The 19,174-nt window shown below is 36.7% G+C and carries 21 protein-coding genes and 2 tRNA genes; 17 read left to right on the top strand and 6 right to left on the bottom strand.

Annotation, left to right across the window (positions count from 1 at the left end):
• Positions 1-24 precede the first annotated feature (24 nt).
• On the top strand, positions 25-762 hold the full coding sequence (locus tag ACXAG7_RS04530) for a serine protease family protein (RefSeq protein WP_476666105.1): 738 nt from the start codon (positions 25-27) through the stop codon (positions 760-762).
• 81 nt (positions 763-843) lie between these two features.
• The gene (locus ACXAG7_RS04525; RefSeq protein ID WP_476666104.1) at positions 844-1,560 is read left to right on the top strand and encodes a restriction endonuclease; all 717 of its coding nucleotides are present in this window, start codon (positions 844-846) and stop codon (positions 1,558-1,560) included.
• Between the two features lie 124 nt (positions 1,561-1,684).
• On the opposite strand, the gene ACXAG7_RS04520 is transcribed toward ACXAG7_RS04525, so the two are convergent.
• Positions 1,685-1,766, bottom strand: a tRNA-Leu gene (locus tag ACXAG7_RS04520).
• Positions 1,767-1,869: 103 nt separating this feature from the next.
• Here ACXAG7_RS04520 and ACXAG7_RS04515 point away from each other — a divergent pair.
• The 4 genes from ACXAG7_RS04515 (at position 1,870) to ACXAG7_RS04500 (ending at position 5,181) form a co-directional block, all read left to right on the top strand.
• On the top strand, positions 1,870-3,132 hold the full coding sequence (locus ACXAG7_RS04515) for a hypothetical protein (protein WP_476666103.1): 1,263 nt from the start codon (positions 1,870-1,872) through the stop codon (positions 3,130-3,132).
• Positions 3,133-3,342: 210 nt separating this feature from the next.
• On the top strand, positions 3,343-4,191 hold the full coding sequence (locus ACXAG7_RS04510; protein ID WP_476666102.1) for a hypothetical protein: 849 nt from the start codon (positions 3,343-3,345) through the stop codon (positions 4,189-4,191).
• A gap of 53 nt (positions 4,192-4,244) precedes the next feature.
• The gene (locus tag ACXAG7_RS04505; protein ID WP_476666101.1) at positions 4,245-4,574 is read left to right on the top strand and encodes an STAS-like domain-containing protein; all 330 of its coding nucleotides are present in this window, start codon (positions 4,245-4,247) and stop codon (positions 4,572-4,574) included.
• A gap of 1 nt (position 4,575) precedes the next feature.
• Positions 4,576-5,181, top strand: a complete 606-nt coding sequence (locus tag ACXAG7_RS04500) for a PIN domain-containing protein (protein ID WP_476666100.1) — start codon at positions 4,576-4,578, stop codon at positions 5,179-5,181.
• Positions 5,182-5,609: 428 nt separating this feature from the next.
• On the opposite strand, the gene ACXAG7_RS04495 is transcribed toward ACXAG7_RS04500, so the two are convergent.
• Positions 5,610-6,227 (bottom strand): hypothetical protein, encoded by a 618-nt coding sequence (locus ACXAG7_RS04495; RefSeq protein WP_476666099.1) that lies wholly within the window; start codon positions 6,225-6,227, stop codon positions 5,610-5,612.
• Positions 6,228-6,322: 95 nt separating this feature from the next.
• On the opposite strand from ACXAG7_RS04495, the gene ACXAG7_RS04490 reads away from it, so the two are divergent.
• The 4 genes from ACXAG7_RS04490 (at position 6,323) to ACXAG7_RS04475 (ending at position 8,037) form a co-directional block, all read left to right on the top strand.
• The gene (locus tag ACXAG7_RS04490; protein ID WP_476666098.1) at positions 6,323-6,541 is read left to right on the top strand and encodes a helix-turn-helix domain-containing protein; all 219 of its coding nucleotides are present in this window, start codon (positions 6,323-6,325) and stop codon (positions 6,539-6,541) included.
• Positions 6,542-6,653: 112 nt separating this feature from the next.
• On the top strand, positions 6,654-7,157 hold the full coding sequence (locus ACXAG7_RS04485; protein ID WP_476666097.1) for a hypothetical protein: 504 nt from the start codon (positions 6,654-6,656) through the stop codon (positions 7,155-7,157).
• Between the two features lie 30 nt (positions 7,158-7,187).
• Positions 7,188-7,598 (top strand): helix-turn-helix domain-containing protein, encoded by a 411-nt coding sequence (locus ACXAG7_RS04480; protein WP_476666096.1) that lies wholly within the window; start codon positions 7,188-7,190, stop codon positions 7,596-7,598.
• 19 nt (positions 7,599-7,617) lie between these two features.
• Positions 7,618-8,037: a hypothetical protein gene (locus ACXAG7_RS04475; protein ID WP_476666095.1), complete on the top strand. Its 420-nt coding sequence runs from the start codon at positions 7,618-7,620 to the stop codon at positions 8,035-8,037.
• 209 nt (positions 8,038-8,246) lie between these two features.
• Here ACXAG7_RS04475 and ACXAG7_RS04470 read toward each other — a convergent pair.
• Positions 8,247-8,328: transfer RNA gene (locus ACXAG7_RS04470), tRNA-Leu, on the bottom strand.
• Between the two features lie 483 nt (positions 8,329-8,811).
• Between ACXAG7_RS04470 and ACXAG7_RS04465 the strand changes: the two genes are divergently transcribed.
• A complete protein-coding gene (locus ACXAG7_RS04465; protein ID WP_476666094.1) occupies positions 8,812-10,206 on the top strand; it encodes a dipeptidase in 1,395 nt (464 codons plus the stop codon).
• 70 nt (positions 10,207-10,276) lie between these two features.
• Here the strand turns inward: ACXAG7_RS04465 and ACXAG7_RS04460 are convergent, their stop codons facing one another.
• The 3 genes from ACXAG7_RS04460 to ACXAG7_RS04450 are packed head-to-tail and all read right to left on the bottom strand — an operon-like array spanning position 10,277 to position 12,103.
• Positions 10,277-10,939, bottom strand: a complete 663-nt coding sequence (locus ACXAG7_RS04460; protein ID WP_408041982.1) for a DUF2490 domain-containing protein — start codon at positions 10,937-10,939, stop codon at positions 10,277-10,279.
• Complete coding sequence (locus ACXAG7_RS04455; RefSeq protein ID WP_476666093.1) at positions 10,939-11,526, bottom strand: hypothetical protein; 588 nt, start codon at positions 11,524-11,526, stop codon at positions 10,939-10,941. The genes ACXAG7_RS04460 and ACXAG7_RS04455 overlap by 1 nt, the downstream gene beginning before the upstream one ends.
• A gap of 1 nt (position 11,527) precedes the next feature.
• Entirely contained in the window at positions 11,528-12,103 is a 576-nt protein-coding gene (locus ACXAG7_RS04450) for a Crp/Fnr family transcriptional regulator (protein WP_476666092.1), read from the bottom strand.
• Positions 12,104-12,187: 84 nt separating this feature from the next.
• Between ACXAG7_RS04450 and ACXAG7_RS04445 the strand changes: the two genes are divergently transcribed.
• The 6 genes from ACXAG7_RS04445 to ACXAG7_RS04420 all read left to right on the top strand — a co-directional run bounded on the left by ACXAG7_RS04445 (position 12,188) and on the right by ACXAG7_RS04420 (position 19,166).
• A complete protein-coding gene (locus tag ACXAG7_RS04445; protein WP_476666091.1) occupies positions 12,188-12,772 on the top strand; it encodes an HD domain-containing protein in 585 nt (194 codons plus the stop codon).
• A complete protein-coding gene (locus tag ACXAG7_RS04440) occupies positions 12,769-13,938 on the top strand; it encodes an MFS transporter (RefSeq protein ID WP_476666090.1) in 1,170 nt (389 codons plus the stop codon). The genes ACXAG7_RS04445 and ACXAG7_RS04440 overlap by 4 nt, the downstream gene beginning before the upstream one ends.
• Before the next feature lie 77 nt (positions 13,939-14,015).
• On the top strand, positions 14,016-14,387 hold the full coding sequence (locus tag ACXAG7_RS04435; RefSeq protein ID WP_408041977.1) for a BlaI/MecI/CopY family transcriptional regulator: 372 nt from the start codon (positions 14,016-14,018) through the stop codon (positions 14,385-14,387).
• Positions 14,384-15,937 carry a M56 family metallopeptidase gene (locus ACXAG7_RS04430; protein ID WP_476666089.1) on the top strand — a complete coding sequence of 518 codons (1,554 nt, stop codon included), beginning with the start codon at positions 14,384-14,386 and terminating at the stop codon, positions 15,935-15,937. The genes ACXAG7_RS04435 and ACXAG7_RS04430 overlap by 4 nt, the downstream gene beginning before the upstream one ends.
• 149 nt (positions 15,938-16,086) lie before the next feature.
• Positions 16,087-17,187 (top strand): DUF4407 domain-containing protein, encoded by a 1,101-nt coding sequence (locus ACXAG7_RS04425; protein ID WP_476666088.1) that lies wholly within the window; start codon positions 16,087-16,089, stop codon positions 17,185-17,187.
• A 68-nt stretch (positions 17,188-17,255) separates the two neighbouring features.
• Positions 17,256-19,166 (top strand): DUF3857 domain-containing protein, encoded by a 1,911-nt coding sequence (locus ACXAG7_RS04420; RefSeq protein WP_476666087.1) that lies wholly within the window; start codon positions 17,256-17,258, stop codon positions 19,164-19,166.
• The last annotated feature ends 8 nt before the right edge of the window (positions 19,167-19,174 follow it).

The following is a 19,174-nucleotide window of genomic DNA, read 5'->3' as shown; positions in this document are numbered from 1 at the left end:
TAAACAGTACCGTTAGCTATAATTATGAAAACCGAATTAACAAGCAAAGATTACTTTAATGAATTCAGAGGAGCCATGGCTTATATTGAAGTTGAGCTTTCAAATAAGGATATTTCAATTGGTTCAGCTTTTCATATAGGAGAAGGAGTTTTTGTAACAGCAAGACACGTAGTGGAAAACTGTAAAATTTTATCCTTTGCAACAACAGAAAGTTATTATGAACCTGATGAAAATGGAAATGTTACAATCAATGGACAAGAAGGAAGTTTTCGAAGTATTAACGCAAAGGAACTATCAATAAAATCTGGACCTTACTTTCATCCTGATGAAAAAGTAGATTTGGCTATTATTGTATCTAATGAAACAGACATAAAAGTGGTTCAACTAGGAGGTCACTTGGATGACTGGATAAATGATTCACGATTTGTTCTTTTTAAAACACTGGTTATGGGATATCCACCAATTCCATTCTCTCAAAAACCAGTATTGTTTGCAGCATCTGCAGAAATTAATGCTGTAATAGATAAGTATAATGCACCACATCCTCACTTTATAATTTCTGCAATGCCTAGAGGTGGGTTTAGTGGTGGGTTATGTTTAATTGGAGATTGTGCTTTGGGTATCATAGTAGAATCTCTTGTAAAAGATAATCGTGATGTAGAGCTAGGATATATGTCGGTTTTATCGATTGAACCTATTTACATTTGCCTTAAAGCACATAGCTTAATTCCAAAAGTTCAAAGTGAATGGTGGGATGAATAAAAATAAAGCAGTTAACAAAACCTAAACAACATTAAAACACAACTTAGCCAACCTGCTAATTTAAGAAACTCTCGAAATTGAATGAAAAACTGGGAAAAGTATGAAATACAGATATTTGAAAAATTGAATGAATTATTCCCGAATTCTGACATTAAAAAAAACCAGCGAATTATCGGTCGCTATTCGGAACGCAGTCGACAAATAGACATTTTAGTTAAGTCAAAATCAATAGGTCGCGAATTATTAATTGTAATTGATTGCAAAAAATTCAGTAAAAAAATCGACATCAAAACTGTCGAATCTTTCATTGGGTTTTCAGAAGACGTTGGAGCGCATATTGGAATAATGATTACTAATGTTGGTTATACAAAAAGTGCTGAAAAAAGAGCTAAAAATCATCATAAAGATATCCAATTAGATGTAGTTAAATTTAACGATTTAGAAGATTATGAGTTTTCATTTGATATTTGTTCTTTATGTGACAAAGACGATGAGATTTCAAGAGGAATTATAAAATGGGATAATCCATTACCAATAATTGAAAATGGAATAGTAACATTAATTGACCTAGGCAGTTGTTCTTATTGTGGAGAACCTTACGTTAAGTGTCAAGGATGTGGTCAGATGATTCATTTAGGAGCAAATATTGAAGAAACAGAATGTTTCTGTGAATATGTTTTTGGAATTGAATCAGAATATGTTGGAAATGGGTTAACAGAAAAACGGCTAAAAATCAGGAATAAAAATGATAAACCTTCTGAATTCATTGACCCTAATCAAACTAATTTATTTGAATAAACAATTAAAAAACTTTTAAATTCAAACGAAATAAAGTTTCCTTTGAAATCAAATATAAATTGTTGTACCTATGTTGTACCCAATAAAAAAAACCGAAATTTAAAATCTCGGCTTTGTCTTTCAGTACGGGTGAAGGGAGTCGAACCCCCACGCCTTGCGGCACTAGATCCTAAGTCTAGCGTGTCTACCAATTCCACCACACCCGCGTGTTTATTGAGCTTAAGGTTGTGCAACACTTAATTACACAAATTCTTTAAGTCACCACATTTTAACTGTTTTTACGCTTTAGTGTGCAACTTTTGTGCAAAAATGGCTACCATTAAATTTATTTTCAGGTCAAGTAAAGACTACGCTCCATTAACTTTAAGATTTTCTCATAAAGAGAATAATTTAAAGATTGACATCTTTATCAGTACAGGATTTAACTCTAAGAGAAGTTACTGGTTTGATTCAAAGAACAAACAACTTAAATATCCTAAAACTTCTACTAAGGAATCCTCAGAAGTTAAAACAAAGCTTATTCAACTAGAAGAATTCATTTTCAACAAGTTTAATCAAGATTATATCGCCAAAACGATAAATAAACCTTGGTTGCAAGAGTGTATTGATGTATTCTTTGGAAGAAATGAAGGAGAGAATGCAAAATTACCTACTACATTAGTCGGTTACATTGCTCATTACATCAAGAAAGCCCATACAATTAAGAATTCTAAAGGAACATTTGGATTATCTAAGTCTAGAATTGATGATTTTAAGATATTAAAAAAGTTCATTACTGAATTTCAAGGAAAGAACATTATTAAAATTATAGATGTTAACCTTGATTTTAGTAATAGATTCACAAGTTGGATGATTAAAATTAAGAATTATGCTTCAGGATATGCAGGCAGAATGTTGAGTGCAATTAAAACAATTTGTAACGATGCTTCTTTTCATGGTTTAAAGACAAATCCTCAACTTTCAAAAGTTACAGGATATAAGACAAAGAACGAGTATATAGTCGTTTTAAAGCCACAAGAATTGGCAAATATAAAAGACATAGAACTGCTCTTAAAACGTCTTAAAAACGCCCGTAAATGGCTTCTATTAGGCTGTTATACAGGTCAAAGAGCAGGTGATTTACTCAACATAACTTTAGATAATTTTCACACTAGAAATGACCTAGAAGTTATTGAATTAAAGCAACAGAAAACAGGTAAATTAGTTACAATTCCAGTACTTGATGAAGTAAAAGAAATTATCTCAACTGGATTTCCTTATAAGATTAGTCAACAGAAATTTAATCTAGCAATTAAAGAGATTTGCAGACTAGCAAAAATAAATGAACTAACAGAAGGATTCCTATTTAATAAAGACTCTAAACGTAGAGAATTCGGAAAGTATGAAAAGTGGAAATTAATTTCAACTCACACATGTAGAAGAAGCTTCTGTACGAACAACTTCGGAAAGTTACCTAATTATTTAATTATGAGTGTAACAGGTCATAGTAGTGAGAAAACATTTCTCGGTTATATCGGTAAAACATCTTACGATTATGCTAAACAATTTAAAGAATTGTATAAAACCACTTAATCATTCTTCTTAAGAATGTCAATTTTAGGTTAATTTTCAACTACAAATCCCGGATTTGGGTTTTTACTCTATTAATAGTATGTAAAATCCCCGGGATTTGTAGTCTAACTAACAATTATATGATTAAAAAAGGTGCATTACGGAAACCCGTAGCTTTTTCCAATAAAATAACAATATGTTTGCATACCCTAAAAACTGTCAACTTAATTTATGAGCATAAAGCAAGTTATTAAATTAAAAGGTAGCATATATACAGATTATAGTGGTATAAAAAGGTTATTTGAATTTTATAAAGAAGCTTCAAAATATAAAAATAGAACTCTATTTGTGGACTTATATAGCCTAGAATGGATAGATGCTAATTTAGCATCATTATTTTCCGCCATTTTATATAAACTATCAGATGAAAACCAATTAAGTTTTTCAACAGATGAAAAACATTTAGAAAATAAATTTGACGTTCTTTTAAGAAATGGTTTTTTCTTAAAAGATAATAAGAGAATAAAAGACGAAAGAAAATCAACTGTCCTCCTTAGTTTTTTTGAATCGGGTAGTTCAAAAGAATTTTTACATTATGTAAAAAATGATTTACTCAATCATAGAGGTATGCCCAACTTTGATAATAAGACAAAGAATGGAATATTAAACGAATTGATCGAAGTCTATAACAACTATGAACTTCATTCAAAAACCTGTCATCCTTGTTTTGTATGCGGGCAATATTACCCTAAAGACAAAAAAATTAAATTTACTATAGTTGATTTGGGTATTGGTTTTTTCCCTGCAATTAATAAGAAAGAACCAAAGGTAAAAAATGATTATGACGCTATTAATTGGGCACTAACACCCCGAAATACAACACGAGTAGGTTGTCCTGGTGGTTTAGGGCTTTCACGGTTAAAAGAACACTGTGAAACAACTAATAGTGAAATTCAAATAATTACAGGTAATACGTTTTGGAGCAGTGAATTAAAAGACACTATTTTTGATTATAGAAATTTTGAATCACCTTTTGTTGGTTCAACTATAAATTTGTTATTCTCAGAAAATTTGAATTAATTTGCATCCCAAAAATTGTATTAAAGAAAAAAAATTAATAACTTACAGGCGTTATGTCGTTAAACATAAGTAAAATAATAGGTTCACAGTACGCTGTTGATTCAAGTGATGGAAGATTACTTTTCGGGGTTTTGACTCGAAGTATGGACTCTTCAAGTGGGTTAGTTATTTCTTTTAAAGAGATAGAACAAGTTTCAACATCATTCTTAAACGAATCAATCGGTAAATTTGTAAATGAATATTCACAACTAAGAGAGAAATTAAATTTTCTATATCCAGAAGATGACTTCTTGATAGAGGCTAAAGTCGATAATGTTATAGAAAATGCTCTATTAGGTGATGAATATGACCAGATGGTTGACAATACTATAATGACATTGTAATATGTCATATAACATAAAGGATTTAAAAAAATCCTCTCCTTTACCTAATAAAAAATATTTGGTTGATGCTAATATATGGATAAAAGTTATTAGTCCTAAAAATAAGAGAAAACCAAAGGATGAGCATTACGTAACTTTTATTGAAAAGATTAGAAACACCAATAAGTGTAAAATAATTCTGCCTGCTCTTATTATTTCTGAAGTTATTAATAGAACTATTAGGGATCAGTACATGGTTAAGTTTATAAATGATAAAGGTCTAAAAGGTAAAGAACTCCCTAGTACGTTTTATAAAGAACAGTTTCGTCCATCGAGAGAATATAAGATAGGATATACTTTAATTGTAGATGATTTTAAAAATTATTTGAGTACATCTGAGTTAATTAGTGATGAATTTGGACAAAAGGTTAAATTCAAAGACGTATTATCTAAACCAAACTTTAACTTAGATTTCAATGATAACTATTATTATCAACTTGCAAAAAAGAATAACTATATAATAGTTACTGATGACAAAGACTTTTGGCTTGAAAATATAGAAATTTTAACTTTAAGTGAAACTCTTTTGAAAAAACAGCAAGCCGAAGACATCAGAAAAGATAAATAAACAACAATGGAGAAGTTGTAGAAAGAGTTCTATATTCGGAAGTTGGGAAATTAAAAACGAAGACTTATTATATAGAATTGAAAAATACGAAGATTTAGGATTAACACCTTAATAGAAATAAATAAATGCCCCTTAAGTGGGGCATTATTTTTTAATACAAATCCCGGATTTAGGTTTTGTTTCTATTAGTAGTATGTAAATTTACCCGGATTTGTAGTTCATTCCCCAATGAAGTTATCAAAGATTTCTATAAAATATTTCCTCAACATAAAATCGAAGAGTCAAGTTTTAGGAAATAAAACAATAAGAAAATGCCTCAATTTGAGGCATTTTTCAACTACAAATCCCGGATTTAGGTTTTTATTCTATTATTAGTATGTAAAATCCCCGGGATTTGTAGTTCTTTTTTAAGGTAAAACATGAAGATTTTACTTCAACATATTACATGCGTTTACTGCATTTATTCTAGCATTTCTAACTTCATTATTAACTTTCGTTCCTAATCCACAATTAGCTCCTGTAAATTTTGAAATCTTACGCTTTCTAGTAGCCTCATTTTCAAGTTTAGGGTAGTAAGTATAAGTATCATTACAACGAGTAAAAATATCGTTCGTATCGCTTCTTCTAGACTCTAACAGATAACCATCCAATTTTATTTTATCTTTTAATTCCCCATTAGCAAATAACTCAAATGAAGTAGTAATCTTATACGATTTAACGACTATATGAAACTGGCTGTAATCACTTACATACTGTATCATTTCAGACTCATATAAGGCGTTTTTAGCGATTGTTTTCTCTTTAACAGACAAGTTGTATCTAATCCCATTTTCGTCCGTTACAAGCAAGTTATTCATGTAATAACGAAGCTTTTCTAACTTCTTATTTTCTTCTTTCTTTTTAAGTAATTCTTTGTCCTTCTCAGCTTGATTAAAGCGTTCTACCGAAGTTTCATTCTTAGTGTTGTCCTTAAGGCTCTCTTCCTTAGAATTAGTTCCACAAGACGCTAGAAAAGCAACTATAATACATGCTAAATATTTTTTCATAAGATTTTATTTTAATTCGCTCAAATATAGAAGAAATATTTCTTTTGCGGTCGTTCGTCCGCATTATTTTTTACAACTATACATTCATTTGCTGTATGGATGTAAATAAGAAAGTTTGCAATTACATAGCTAAAGAATGGATAAAACAAAGTAAGTCTAATAGAAACTTTGCACTAGACCATAACATTGATGAGAAGACTGTTAGAAAAATTCTTCAAGAAGAGGGATATAGAATCCCATTAAAAACTTTGTTCAAGATTTGTGAAGCCAGAAATTTAAAACTTAAAGATTTTTTTTCTAGAATCGATATATAAAAATTCTCTTTTAAGTGAAATTTATTTTTTTATAACATCAAAATTTTATATTTTCATAAAAAATTTCACTCTTAAGTGAAATTATGGTATTATTTTTGCAAAAATTAATTTAATGATATATAGTCTAGTAGAGCTAGATGAATACTCAGGAAAAAAAACCACTGTTTATTCATTATTAGACGAGGAGGAAGAAACATTATTCGATAAATTTGTTCAAGAAAACGAAGGAAATCATTTAGCTGAAGTTCAGGATATTACCACTAGACTAATAGAGATGGCTAACAACACCGGTATCAAAAAAAGCTTCCTCAAAATGAATGAAGGGAATCCTGGTGATGGCATATGTGCTTTATATGATAAACCCAATAGTAAGCTTAGAGTTTATTTAATTTGGTATGGACCTGATTTAATAATATTAGGAAACGGAGGATATAAAGATAAAAGTATTAGAGCATTTCAAGAAGACGATAAACTAACAAAAGAAAATTATTTACTAAGAGAAATTGTAAAGAAAATAACAGAAAAGATGAAAGAAAAAGAAATATGGATTGCCAGTGATGAAGAAGGCTCTTACTTTGATTGGCACGATAATGATGATTTTAAAATCGAAATCTAAAAAAACTAAGAAACAACTTTTAAATCAAATATGGCACGTAGGAAAAAACATATAAGTAAAATACAGAAAGAAATACTTGAGTCTACCTCACAAATTGAAAAAAACAAGATTAGAGAAAAAATAATTCTAGCCGACAAAATAAATCAGGCTATCCTTAAAAAAGGTTTATCCAAGTCTGAGTTTGCTAGTTTAATGGGACGCACAAACTCCACAGTTACAAAATGGATAAGTGGCACACATAATTTCACTTACGATACAATAATCGAAATTGAAACCATTTTAAACATAGAGCTTAGAAAAGAAACCATAATAAGATATGTCAAACCAAGTTTTAGAATTGAATTTAATACAAAAACTAATAATAAAATAGAAACTCAAAAAAGTTATCAAGCAAATCTATTATCAACTAAAGTTAATTGTGATAACATAGCTATTTGTTAAACTTATTAAATAAAAATCAATGAAATATTGGTTAAAAGATATTAAAATATTAAAATTCACATTATTTGAATTTCCCGAAAGCACGGTAAGAGAAAAAGAACTGCATTTAAACTTAAATTTAGAAGGTAAATTTGACAAGGAAACTAATGAAATATCAATAATAGTAGATGTTTTCGTTTATATAGAAAAAAATGAAAGTGAAAGTGAAAATATCGCTGAATTAAAAGTAAAAAACACTTATCAAATTGAAAAAACAGATTTATTAGATGACAATAATAACGTTTTAGTTACCGAGGAATTAAAAGTAAAATTAAATGAAACTTCTATTTCAACTACTAGAGGAATATTATTTACGAAATTTCAAGGAACTAAAATTGATGACATAATAATACCTCTTATAGACATCAATGAAGGCACTGAAGAGGAGCAAGAAGAATAACATTAAATTCATTTGGATCTTTTATTTAAACTAAAGACCTTATTAGAAACAAAAACCATCTTATAACAAGGATGGTTTTTTCTATTTTTAAAATTAATTATTAACCTACAGTAAAGTATAAATTCAGAAAAAATGTGCAACTTTTGTGCAAACCTTAAGAAAGAAAAAATGCAATTAACTAAAAGAAAGCTAATTGCATTTGTTTAAAGTACGGGTGAAGGGAGTCGAACCCCCACGCCTTGCGGCACTAGATCCTAAGTCTAGCGTGTCTACCAATTCCACCACACCCGCGTGTTTTTGAATTGTGCCTGCAAATATACACCAAATATTCAATTTACAAGGACTTTTTTGAGGTTTAATTCCCTACTTTTTTACTGAATACTCAATTACAGGTACTTAACTATAAAAAAAAGCAAAAGTCCTCCCGAGGAGGACTCACTTTAATCCTATTTTAAAACCCTTCTAAAAATTTTAAATAGATAACTAATGCGGGGCAAAAATCCGCTTTTATCACCATGATCAGGTTAAGAAAATATTATCAGTTTTTTAACTAAAAACCACCTAATTTCAACCTATTTAAAATCAACTACTTAGCAAACAAAATTCTTTTCCATTTTCCAACCTCCCGATACTCACTTCGTTTCAACTGATAGTATACTAACAAAAATCGCTCTAGCCTCAGTCAAAAAACACCAAAATCACCGCGCCTAACAAGGGCGTAAACATTTGTAAAAAATAAGTTAACTTTACATATTCAAATAACTTAATTTATCCATGCAAACAATTCAAGAATATATAGCTCAACACAAACAACGATTTATCGATGAGCTTATTGACTTATTAAAAATTCCTTCGGTAAGTGCCGACCCTGCCTATAATCAAGATGTATTAAATACTGCCGATGCAGTGAAAGCAAGCCTAGAAAAAGCAGGCTGCGATAAGGTGGAAATTTGCGAAACCCCAGGATATCCAATTGTTTACGGAGAAAAAATAATTGACCCTGCCCTTCCTACCGTGTTGGTGTACGGGCACTACGATGTGCAACCCGCAGATCCTATTGACCTTTGGGATGCGCCTCCCTTTGATCCCGTGATCAAAAAAACAGACATCCACCCAGAAGGTGCCATCTTCGCCCGCGGTGCCTGTGATGATAAAGGACAAATGTACATGCACGTAAAAGCCCTAGAATACATGACCCAAAACGGTCAGCTTCCGTGTAATGTGAAGTTTATGATTGAAGGAGAAGAAGAAGTAGGCTCGGAAAGCTTGGCGTGGTTTGTACCTAGAAATAAAGAAAAATTAGCCAATGACGTGATCTTAATCTCCGATACCGGAATGATTGCGAATGATATTCCATCAATCACCACCGGATTGCGTGGTTTGAGCTACGTGGAAGTAGAAGTAACCGGACCTAACCGCGACCTGCACTCAGGGCTCTACGGAGGTGCCGTTGCCAACCCTATTAACGTATTGACCAAAATGATTTCGTCATTACACGATGAAAACAAACATATTACCATCCCTGGTTTTTACGATAAAGTAGAAGAATTATCAAAAGAGGAACGCGCAGAAATGGCCAAAGCGCCCTTTTCATTAGAAGCCTATAAAAATGCCTTAGACATCGACGATGTGTACGGAGAAGCGGGCTATAGTACCAACGAGCGCAACTCAATTCGACCTACCTTAGACGTCAACGGAATCTGGGGAGGCTATACCGGTGAAGGTGCCAAAACCGTTATCGCTAGTAAGGCCTATGCTAAAATTTCTATGCGACTGGTACCCAACCAAGAGTGGGAAGAAATTACCGAATTGTTTAAAAAGCACTTCGAAAGCATCGCACCAGCTGGCGTACGTGTAAAAGTAACGCCACACCACGGTGGACAAGGTTATGTAACTCCAATCGACAACATCGGATACCAAGCAGCGAGCAAGGCCTACCAAGAAACCTTTGGTGTTACCCCAATACCACAACGCAGTGGAGGAAGTATTCCTATTGTAAGCTTGTTTGAACAAGAACTAAAAAGCAAGACCATTTTAATGGGATTCGGATTGAACTCCGATGCGATCCACTCACCAAACGAACACTTCGGCGTGTGGAACTACCTTAAAGGAATTGAAACCATTCCGTTTTTCTACCGCTATTTTAGCGAGTTATCGGAAAAAGCATAACGTACTGCGCTTAGTACAACAGCACGACCGGAATTCAGTATTGCACTGAATTCCGGTTTTGTTTTTTAGACTAGTTGATGGTAATGTACCAGGTAGTTCGAAACCATAAACTGTGCGCCTGTGCAGGTTCAAATAGGTGGGCATAACGGTAGTCTACCCCGAACTCCAGCTTGTTGTTCGGATTGATTAAATACCCCACATACGGCGATACTCGCAGTTCAAAATCACGTTTGTTAAACTGGTATAAATACTCGTTGGTCAGTTTTACATACCACTCTTTTGGGTCTAACTTTTCTCCACTCAACGCACGTTGAGCACCCAAACGATATCGCGCACGGTATTGCGGACGTTTTCCCGATTGGAAAAACTGTTCAAAACCTATGCGATGGGCCAGCTTCCAATGCTGCACCCCAGTAACGATATTGTAGTGTTGCACCGTTCGGTGTATGCGCTCACCCGCCTTAAATCGTAAAATATAACCGACATTAACCGAGCGATTATAACCCGATTTTATCGATACTAAGGTCGATACATCGACCAACCTATGTGCTAACTTCCAGTCATCTTTATACCACTGCTCGCGTGCTTCCACACTTTGCACCCACTTTAACTGGGAATTGATTTTTTTCGTTAGTACCACCTTTGGCAACCATCCACTCAAGGTGGTATCTTGGGCATATAGCGCAGTGCTCAGCAATCCGAACACCCAAGTCATCATCAAAATTTTCTTCATTAATACTCTAGATTATCCGAATTTACCGGAGCAAATTTTAGTTCTTTTTCAAGGCTACCATCTCGGCGCAGCAATACTTCGTACTTAGCAGTGTCTCCGTTTTTCTCAGCGGTGAGTACGAGCTCGTACTTCAATACCAAAGGCTCGGCTAAATCACCCGTAAAAACAGCCTTCTTAATCGCTTCCACACTCCCAGTATACTGAAACTGTACTTTTTTTACCTTGAACGATCGAAAAGTATGCTGCAGCCTCTTTTTCAACAAGGATTTTAAAGACTTCGGCAATTTTTTCCATCGGTAATGTACCTCTACATCTTGCAATTCACCCAATTCACTAAACTCCACACTGTGACGCTGCCCGCGGAACTTAAATTTGGCTTCATAGGTTTTCCCTTCTTGGCTCTCCTCGGCAAACCACTTTAGCTTTTTGAGGCTCTTGACTGGTAAATCCCAATTAGTAAGTAAGGTTCTTGCCGCTGGCGGAACCGCTGTGTCTTCGATACGATATTCGCGCTCGAATTTTTCTTGAGCCTGCACGCCCGTCCAACTCATCGTGGCAATCAAGCAAATGCCTATCAGCGTTTTCATGCTATAACTTTTTGTTTTTTTCTTTTCGTTGTAATAAGGCCCTGTTTAAACTTCTCGGAGTAATTCCCAGGTAATTTGCGACGTCGGTTTTTGCCACCTGCGTTAGCAATTCAGGAGCCTGTGTCAGTAAACGCGTTAGGTTTTCTTCAACCGTATAACTCGCCTGGTAAGCACTTCGCGGTGCTTTGTACGAAATCTTTTCGGCTAGGCCTTTCATGATCAACGCGTTAAAGGCGGTATCTTTTGCGAGTAGTCGCCGAAAGTGATCAAATGAAATTTTATACAGTACCACCTCGCTCAACGCCTCAATAACGCAGTAACTCCGTTTCCCATTAAAAAACTCAATCTCCCCAAAAAACATGCCCGCTCCCAAAAACTCTTGGATGTATTCTTTACCGTTTTCATTGGGCAAGTAACACTTGGCCAAACCCGTACTCAGTATGTAAATCCACTGATACCGTTTGTCAACATCGATCAACACCGCATTTTTTTCGCGCTGTTCGCGTTGAAAATAGCCTGCCGTTTCCCCTGTTAAATTTTCGATATAGGTTAGTAAATCGGGTTGTGTTCTGATCATGATATACCGTTGGGACAAATGTCCTTTGCCGTCCTTTTTAAGCGTTGTTACTTTGCCTTGTAAAAATACACAATATTTAAACACATGACCACAACAACGCTTTCACAACAACTAGATTTTATAACAGAAATAGACAAACTCAAAAACGTAGCACGCAAAACCAGACATCTCAACGAAACCACCGCAGAAAACGATGCGGAGCACTCTTGGCATCTCGCCATGATGGCCTTGATACTCCAGGAGCACGCCAACCAGCCCGTAAACATCCTCAAAGTTCTCAAAATGGTCTTGATTCACGATATCGTCGAAATTGACTCGGGAGATATCTTTTTATTTGACACGGTCCAAAACCACGACAATACCGAAAATGAACTCAAAGCCGCCGAACGTATTTTTGGACTACTTCCGGCACCCCAAAAAGAAGAATTCATTGCCCTTTGGCAAGAGTTTGAAGCTGCCGAAACACCAGAAGCTCAATTTGCCAAGGCCATTGACCGCTATGCACCTGTACTCATCAACTCACAGAACGACGGTGGTGCATGGAGAGAATTTGACATTTCTGAACAGCTTGTGATTGAAAAGAACCAGCGTATTCAACAAGGGTCTACTACCTTGTGGAGCATTGCAAAAAAGCAAATTCAACAGGCATTTCAACGAGTACAACTATGAAAACACTAACCCATACTACTACGCTGATCAGTAAACCCTTTGTGTTTATTTGTATCAGCTCCCTGCTCTTTTCATCGAGCTACAACATGCTTATACCTGAACTTCCAAGCTACCTCGCCCAAATGGGCGGTGGTGAATGGAAAGGACTCATCATTGCGCTATTTACCCTTACCGCCGGGCTTTCACGTCCGTTTAGTGGTAAACTCGCCGATACCATTGGGCGCAAACCCGTCATGCTCTTTGGCGCTTTTGTTTGTATAGGAATCAGCAGCTTATATCCTGTAATCAGTTCCATTGCGGGCTTCTTGTTTTTACGTCTCGTACACGGCTTCTCTACAGGTTTTACGCCCACCGGATTATCGGCCTATATTGCTGACAGTATTCCGAAAGCTCGCTGGGGAGAAGCCCTCGGAATCCAAGGACTATTTTACAGCACAGGACTCGCACTCGGACCCGCCGTAGGCAGCTTGATAAAGGCCAACTACTCCTTCGACATCATGTTTTACAGTTCCTCAGCAGTAGCTCTACTGGCCCTAACACTTATGCAACAAGTTCCTGAAACCCTGCAAAAAAACGGGCAGTTTAGCTGGAATAGTCTAAAAATTACCAAAAGCGATGTGATTGCCAAAGAAGTACTACCTGCAGGGATCATCACCTTTCTTTACTACCTGCCCTTTGGCGTAGTACTCACCTTGATTCCCGACTGGAGTGAAACTGTAGGCATCAGTAATAAAGGCGCCTTCTTTATCTATTTCACCTTGGCTTCGTTGGCCGTTCGTTTCTTTGCCGGAAAATACTCGGATACCTACGGACGCATCCCGCTCATCAAGGTAGGACTCCTGCTCATGGGGATCGCCCTACTGCTCTTGGGCAGTATGCACAGCGCAACAGGCGTGTACTTGAGTGCAACGCTCTACGGCTTGGCTATGGGAATTTTATCACCCGCTGCCAATGCTTGGACCATTGACCTCAGCAATGACCATGAACGCGGAAAAGCAATGGCCACCATGTATATTGCCCTCGAAGCCGGAATAGGCCTCGGAGCCCTTTGCAGTGGTGCGTATGTACAAAACCATATTCAACGAACTCCAGTAAGCATACTCATTGTAGCAGCCCTTGTCTTTAGTGGTATTGTATACCTAACCCTAAGACGCTCAAAAAAATAAACTGCATTTTTTCATCTCTACATTTGTAGAATACATTTTTTGTTTCTACATTTGTAGAGTACAAAATTGAAAAAAGCATGCAGTTATCAAAAACAGAAGAGCAAGTAATGCAACATTTATGGAAACTTGAAAAAGCCTTTATGAAAGACCTGCTTCAAGCCTTTCCAGACCCCAAGCCGGCAACCACCACGGTGGCTACCTTATTAAAGAGGATGCACGACAAAGGGTTTATTGGCTATGAACTCCACGGCAAAGCGAGGGAGTACTATCCGCTAGTAAAAAAATCAGATTACTTTTCAAAGCACGTGAACGGATTGATTAAGAACTTCTTTAACAATTCAGCTTCCCAATTTGCTTCGTTTTTTACTGCCTCAACAGATCTTTCTATCGACGAATTAGAAGATTTAAAAAAGCTCATTGACAACCAAATTAAAGAACAGAAAAAATGATGCTTTACCTCCTCAAATCGTCGCTGTGCTTGGCCTTGTGTTTAGGCTTTTACCTACTGTGGTTACAACGAGAAAAAATGCATCAGTTTAAGCGTTTTTTCTTACTGGGAAGCATCTTTCTTTCCTTTCTCATCCCACTGCTAACCATAAGCACACCAGCACTCACCGAAACATTGATCTACGAGCAAGCTGTCACGGATAATATTGTTATTGCCGAGCAAGTAACTCCTGAGCCTGGATTCGATTACGGGCTGGTACTGTGGGTACTTTACCTGGCGGTAACAGCGGTGCTTACCGTCCGTTTAGTGCGCAATCTATACGGAATTGCCAAACGCATATGGACGTCAAAACGCTTGCATTTGGAATCGGCAACCCTGGTATTGACGGAAGAGCATTTGAGTCCGCATACTTTTTTGAACTATATCTTTATCAGTAAAAAAGAATACACCGACAGCAGCATTGCCCCGGAGTTATTGACCCATGAGCTCACGCATGCCCGTCAAAAACACTCTGTAGACATCTTGATTATAGAATGCTTGCTCCTCGTATTTTGGTTCCATCCGTTGTTTTACCTAGTCAAAAAACAGATGCAGCTAAACCACGAATTTTTAGCCGACGACAAGGTGCTGCAACAGCACAGCAACCTCGTTGGATACCAACATTTACTCTTAGAAAAACTCACGCTGAACAGCGCTCATTACTTGGCCAGTAATTTTAATTATTCATTAACAAAAAAACGATTAGTTATGATGACTTCAAAACGATCAACCACGACGATACTGCTCAAAAAACTAGCAGTACTTCCATTACTTGGCGCATTTGTATACCTGTTTGCCGAACGTGTTCAAGCTCAAGAAGAGCCCAGCTATGAAAAAGTTATAGTAAAAGCTCCTAAGCCCAATGCTCCGGCAGCACAGTCACAAATGACCATTACGTACCAACGCAAAGACGGTACTAAAATCGTAAAGAAATTCGAAGATCTTACAGAGGCAGAAAAGGCAAAATTACCGCCACCGCCACCGCGTATTACCGCCCGTAAAGTTCCTTCAAAGGCACTTATTAACAAATTAAAAGACAGTAAAACCTATGCAATTTGGATTGATGGAAAACCTGTTAGCAACAAAATCCTCAACCGCTATAAAAACACGGATTTTGCATATCATTCAGGGAGTATGGTGCATAAAAACGCTCGTAGCAAACGCTTCCCTCAACCCTACCAGTTTAACTTAGCTACGGAAAAGTACTACCGCAAGCACATTAAAAACCGCAAAGGTATATATCCGGTTGCTATTAAGGAGCTGTTACCTCCTCCGCCTCCACCACACACCAAAGAGTGCGAAGCAGTACCACCACCGTCTCCTTTAGAGTTTGTAAAAAAGATGAACAACAAAGAGGTGAGCTATACCTATAACGGTAAGCCTGTAAGCCATAAAAAAGCCTTACAACTCTTACAAAAAAACAACGCTCTCAATATTCGCGTGCTAAAGAAAAACGGAAAACAAAGTGTGCACATTAGCGAAAAACCGATTGTGATCGAAAGCAAACAGTAAATTTTCGCAAGCCGCTGCAGGCAGCAGACTAAAAACCAAGACACTAACCCAAGAACGGGTTCCTAGTGCTGGTAAAAATTTTAACACTAAAAAGCCTCTGAATCAGGGGCTTTTTTGTAACAAATCAACTTTTCATTCGTTATTAGAGTATGCTAAAACGTTTTTTCCTCCTTTGTTCTGGGGCCGATATTCCCTTGCTCAACGAATGTTCACACGGTGAACAAAACAAATACGTCGGTATCGGCGCTACCGTATTTTTTACTGCAGTCATGGCCGCCATTGCGGCTAGCTATGCCTTGTATACCGTATTTGACCAGGTGCTCATTGCAGTATTTTTTGGACTACTCTGGGGGTTGCTCATTTTTAACCTCGACCGTTTTATCGTGTCGACCATGCGCAAAAAAGAATCCTTTAAAAGTGAATTTCTGCAAGCCTTACCCCGATTAATTTTGGCTCTCATCATTGCCATGGTGATCTCAAAACCTTTGGAATTAAAAATTTTCGACAAAGAAATTCAACAGGTCCTACTCGAAGAAAAAAACGAGATGACACTTAACAATCAGCAGCAAATTGCGCAGCAATTCACTCCGCAACGAACTGCACTTCAAACGGAAATCGAGCGCCTAAAAAAAGAAATTACAGCAAAGGAAACAGAAGTAAACAACCTCTATGAAACCTATATTTCAGAAGCAGAAGGACGCAAGGGAACTAAAAAGGTAGGAAAGGGCCCGGTATACAAAGAAAAAAGAGCGAAACACGATCAAGCGCTTGCCGATTTGGCGGCCTTAAAGAAAGAAAATCAAGCAAAAATTGCCACCAAAGAAGCCGCCGTGCTCCAGTTGCAACAGCAAGAAAAAAATTCAGTGACCAACAGTCAACCCATCATTGATAATTTCGGAGGGTTTATGGCTCGCATCAACGCACTTAACAAATTGCCCTGGCTGCCGTCATTCTTTATTTTCTTACTCTTTTTAGCCATTGAAACAGCGCCTATTTTTGCGAAACTCATCAGTGCAAAAAGCGAATACGACCTCAAGTACCAGAACCGAGAAGACATCCTAAAAAACTGGATTTTACAACAAGAACACCAACGCAGTGTCTTACTGGCTACGGATACGGAATTAAACAACAAAGTATACCGCGATTTACAAGAAGAAGAAGCCATCTATCAACAAAAACAACAGATGGCCAGAAAACTCATTCAAGCCCAAACAGATAGCTTTTTACAAAACCATCAAAAAGTGCTATAGATTTCATAATTTTTCTTTATATCCTTCAACATTTTTTTTAATTTTGCGAAGAATATTATTGAAATTGCATGAATAAACTAAAAACGCTAGTACAAATTGCTATTGTATGTGTTAGCATGACCTCATTTGCACAAAATCCATTAGAATATTCAGGTTTACTCATCAGTCCTGAGTTAAAAGAAAATGCAAATGCCGTCATTAAACTGTCTGAAACGACCATTGAAGTTACCTCTTTTGACCGTTTAAAAGTAACGGAAAAACGCGTGGTTACGGTACTCAACAAGCTCGGTCGTAAATGGGTACACGCGTACCAACATTACAACAACGACACAAAAATTCGCAACCTAAGTGCGACGATCTACGACAATCTCGGAAAGCGTATCAAACGCTATGCTGAAAGTGACTTTAACGATGTAAGTGCTGTTGACGATGCTTCTTTGTACAGCGACGCCAAAATTAAGTTCTTAGAATACACGCCAACCTCGTATCCGTATACCGTGGTTTTTGAAACTACCTACGAAAATTTAACAACGGCCTTTATTCCGAGTTGGAATCCTATAGAAGGATACAGTGTTTCGGTACAGAAAAGTACCTATCGACTGCTAAATCCTACCTCAGTACCTTATCGCAAAAAAGAATCGAACTTCAAAGGTTTTGACGTTCAAGCATCAGCTACTCCTGAGGTCTTGGTATACGAAATCAAAAATCAACCTGCTATCAAGTTCGAGCGCACCAGTGTTGCCTTGCATAAAACAACTCCGACACTACAGGTAGCCTTGGATAAATTTGCCTTAAAAGGCGTTGCTGGGACCGCAACAAACTGGAAAGAACTCGGTTTGTGGTTGCACCAGCATCTGTTTACCGACAAAAACCAGTTAAGTCCTGCAACCATTAGCAAGGTAAAACAACTCGTTAAGGGAATTGAAAGTGACGAAGAGAAGGTCAAAAAAATCTACGAATACGTTCAAAATAAAACGCGATACATCAGTGTACAAGTCGACATCGGTGGCTGGGAACCCATTGCCGCTATGGAAGTAGACAAGGTGAGCTACGGTGACTGTAAAGGCCTGTCTAACTACACTAAAGCCCTGTTAGACGCTGTTGGGATTCCGTCATATCACACCCTCGTATACGCGAAAAACAAACGTGACATCACCAAAGATTTCACCTCATTGCAAGGAAACCACATGATTTTAAACGTTCCGTTAAAAGATAAGGAACTGTGGTTGGAATGCACCAATCAGGAGATCCCTTTCGGATTTTTAGGAGACTTCACCGATGACCGTGATGTTCTCGTAGTAACCCCTGAAGGAGGAATCATTAAAAGGACTCCTAGCTACAAAGACAACAGTTTGCAAGAAACTACGGCAACCATAGCATTGAAAGCCAATGGAAATGTTACGGCTCATATTGAACGCAGTTCAACAGGAGTTCAGTACAACAACAGTTATCAAATTGAAGGTTTCACATCAAAAGAGCTCGACAAATACTACAAAGAACGCATTTGGGACTATAACAACAACTTGGAAATTGTTAAAACACAGTTTACCAATGACAAGAAAGCCGTTAAATTCACGGAATCGATAGATGTTACCTTGGATGAATTTGCTACGGTACGTCCGGAAAACTACCTCGTACGCGTCAATGTATTTAACCGCTTTTCGCACGTTCCTAAGCGTTACCGCAAACGCAAGCGTCCGTTAAAATTATCGATGAGCTATACTGACAAGGATAGCTATACCTACACCTTACCTGAAGGGTATAAGATGACGACACTTCCTACGAAAATCAACCTTGAAAGTACTTTTGGACGTTATACCGCCTATTTTGAAAAGATAGATGATACGCATTTCCGCTACCACCGCGAAATGACCATCAACGAAGGAGTGTACCCAAAAGAAGACTACAAAGCCTATAGAAAATTCAGAAAATCAATTGCTAAATACGACGGAATGCGTATTGAACTTATCAGACAATAAGAAAAACT

The sequence above is a fragment of the Tenacibaculum sp. AWR4_210 genome, assembly GCF_056160945.1.
The sequence above is the reverse complement of the archived record's forward strand: the minus strand, read 5'-3'. Positions and strand labels throughout refer to the sequence as shown.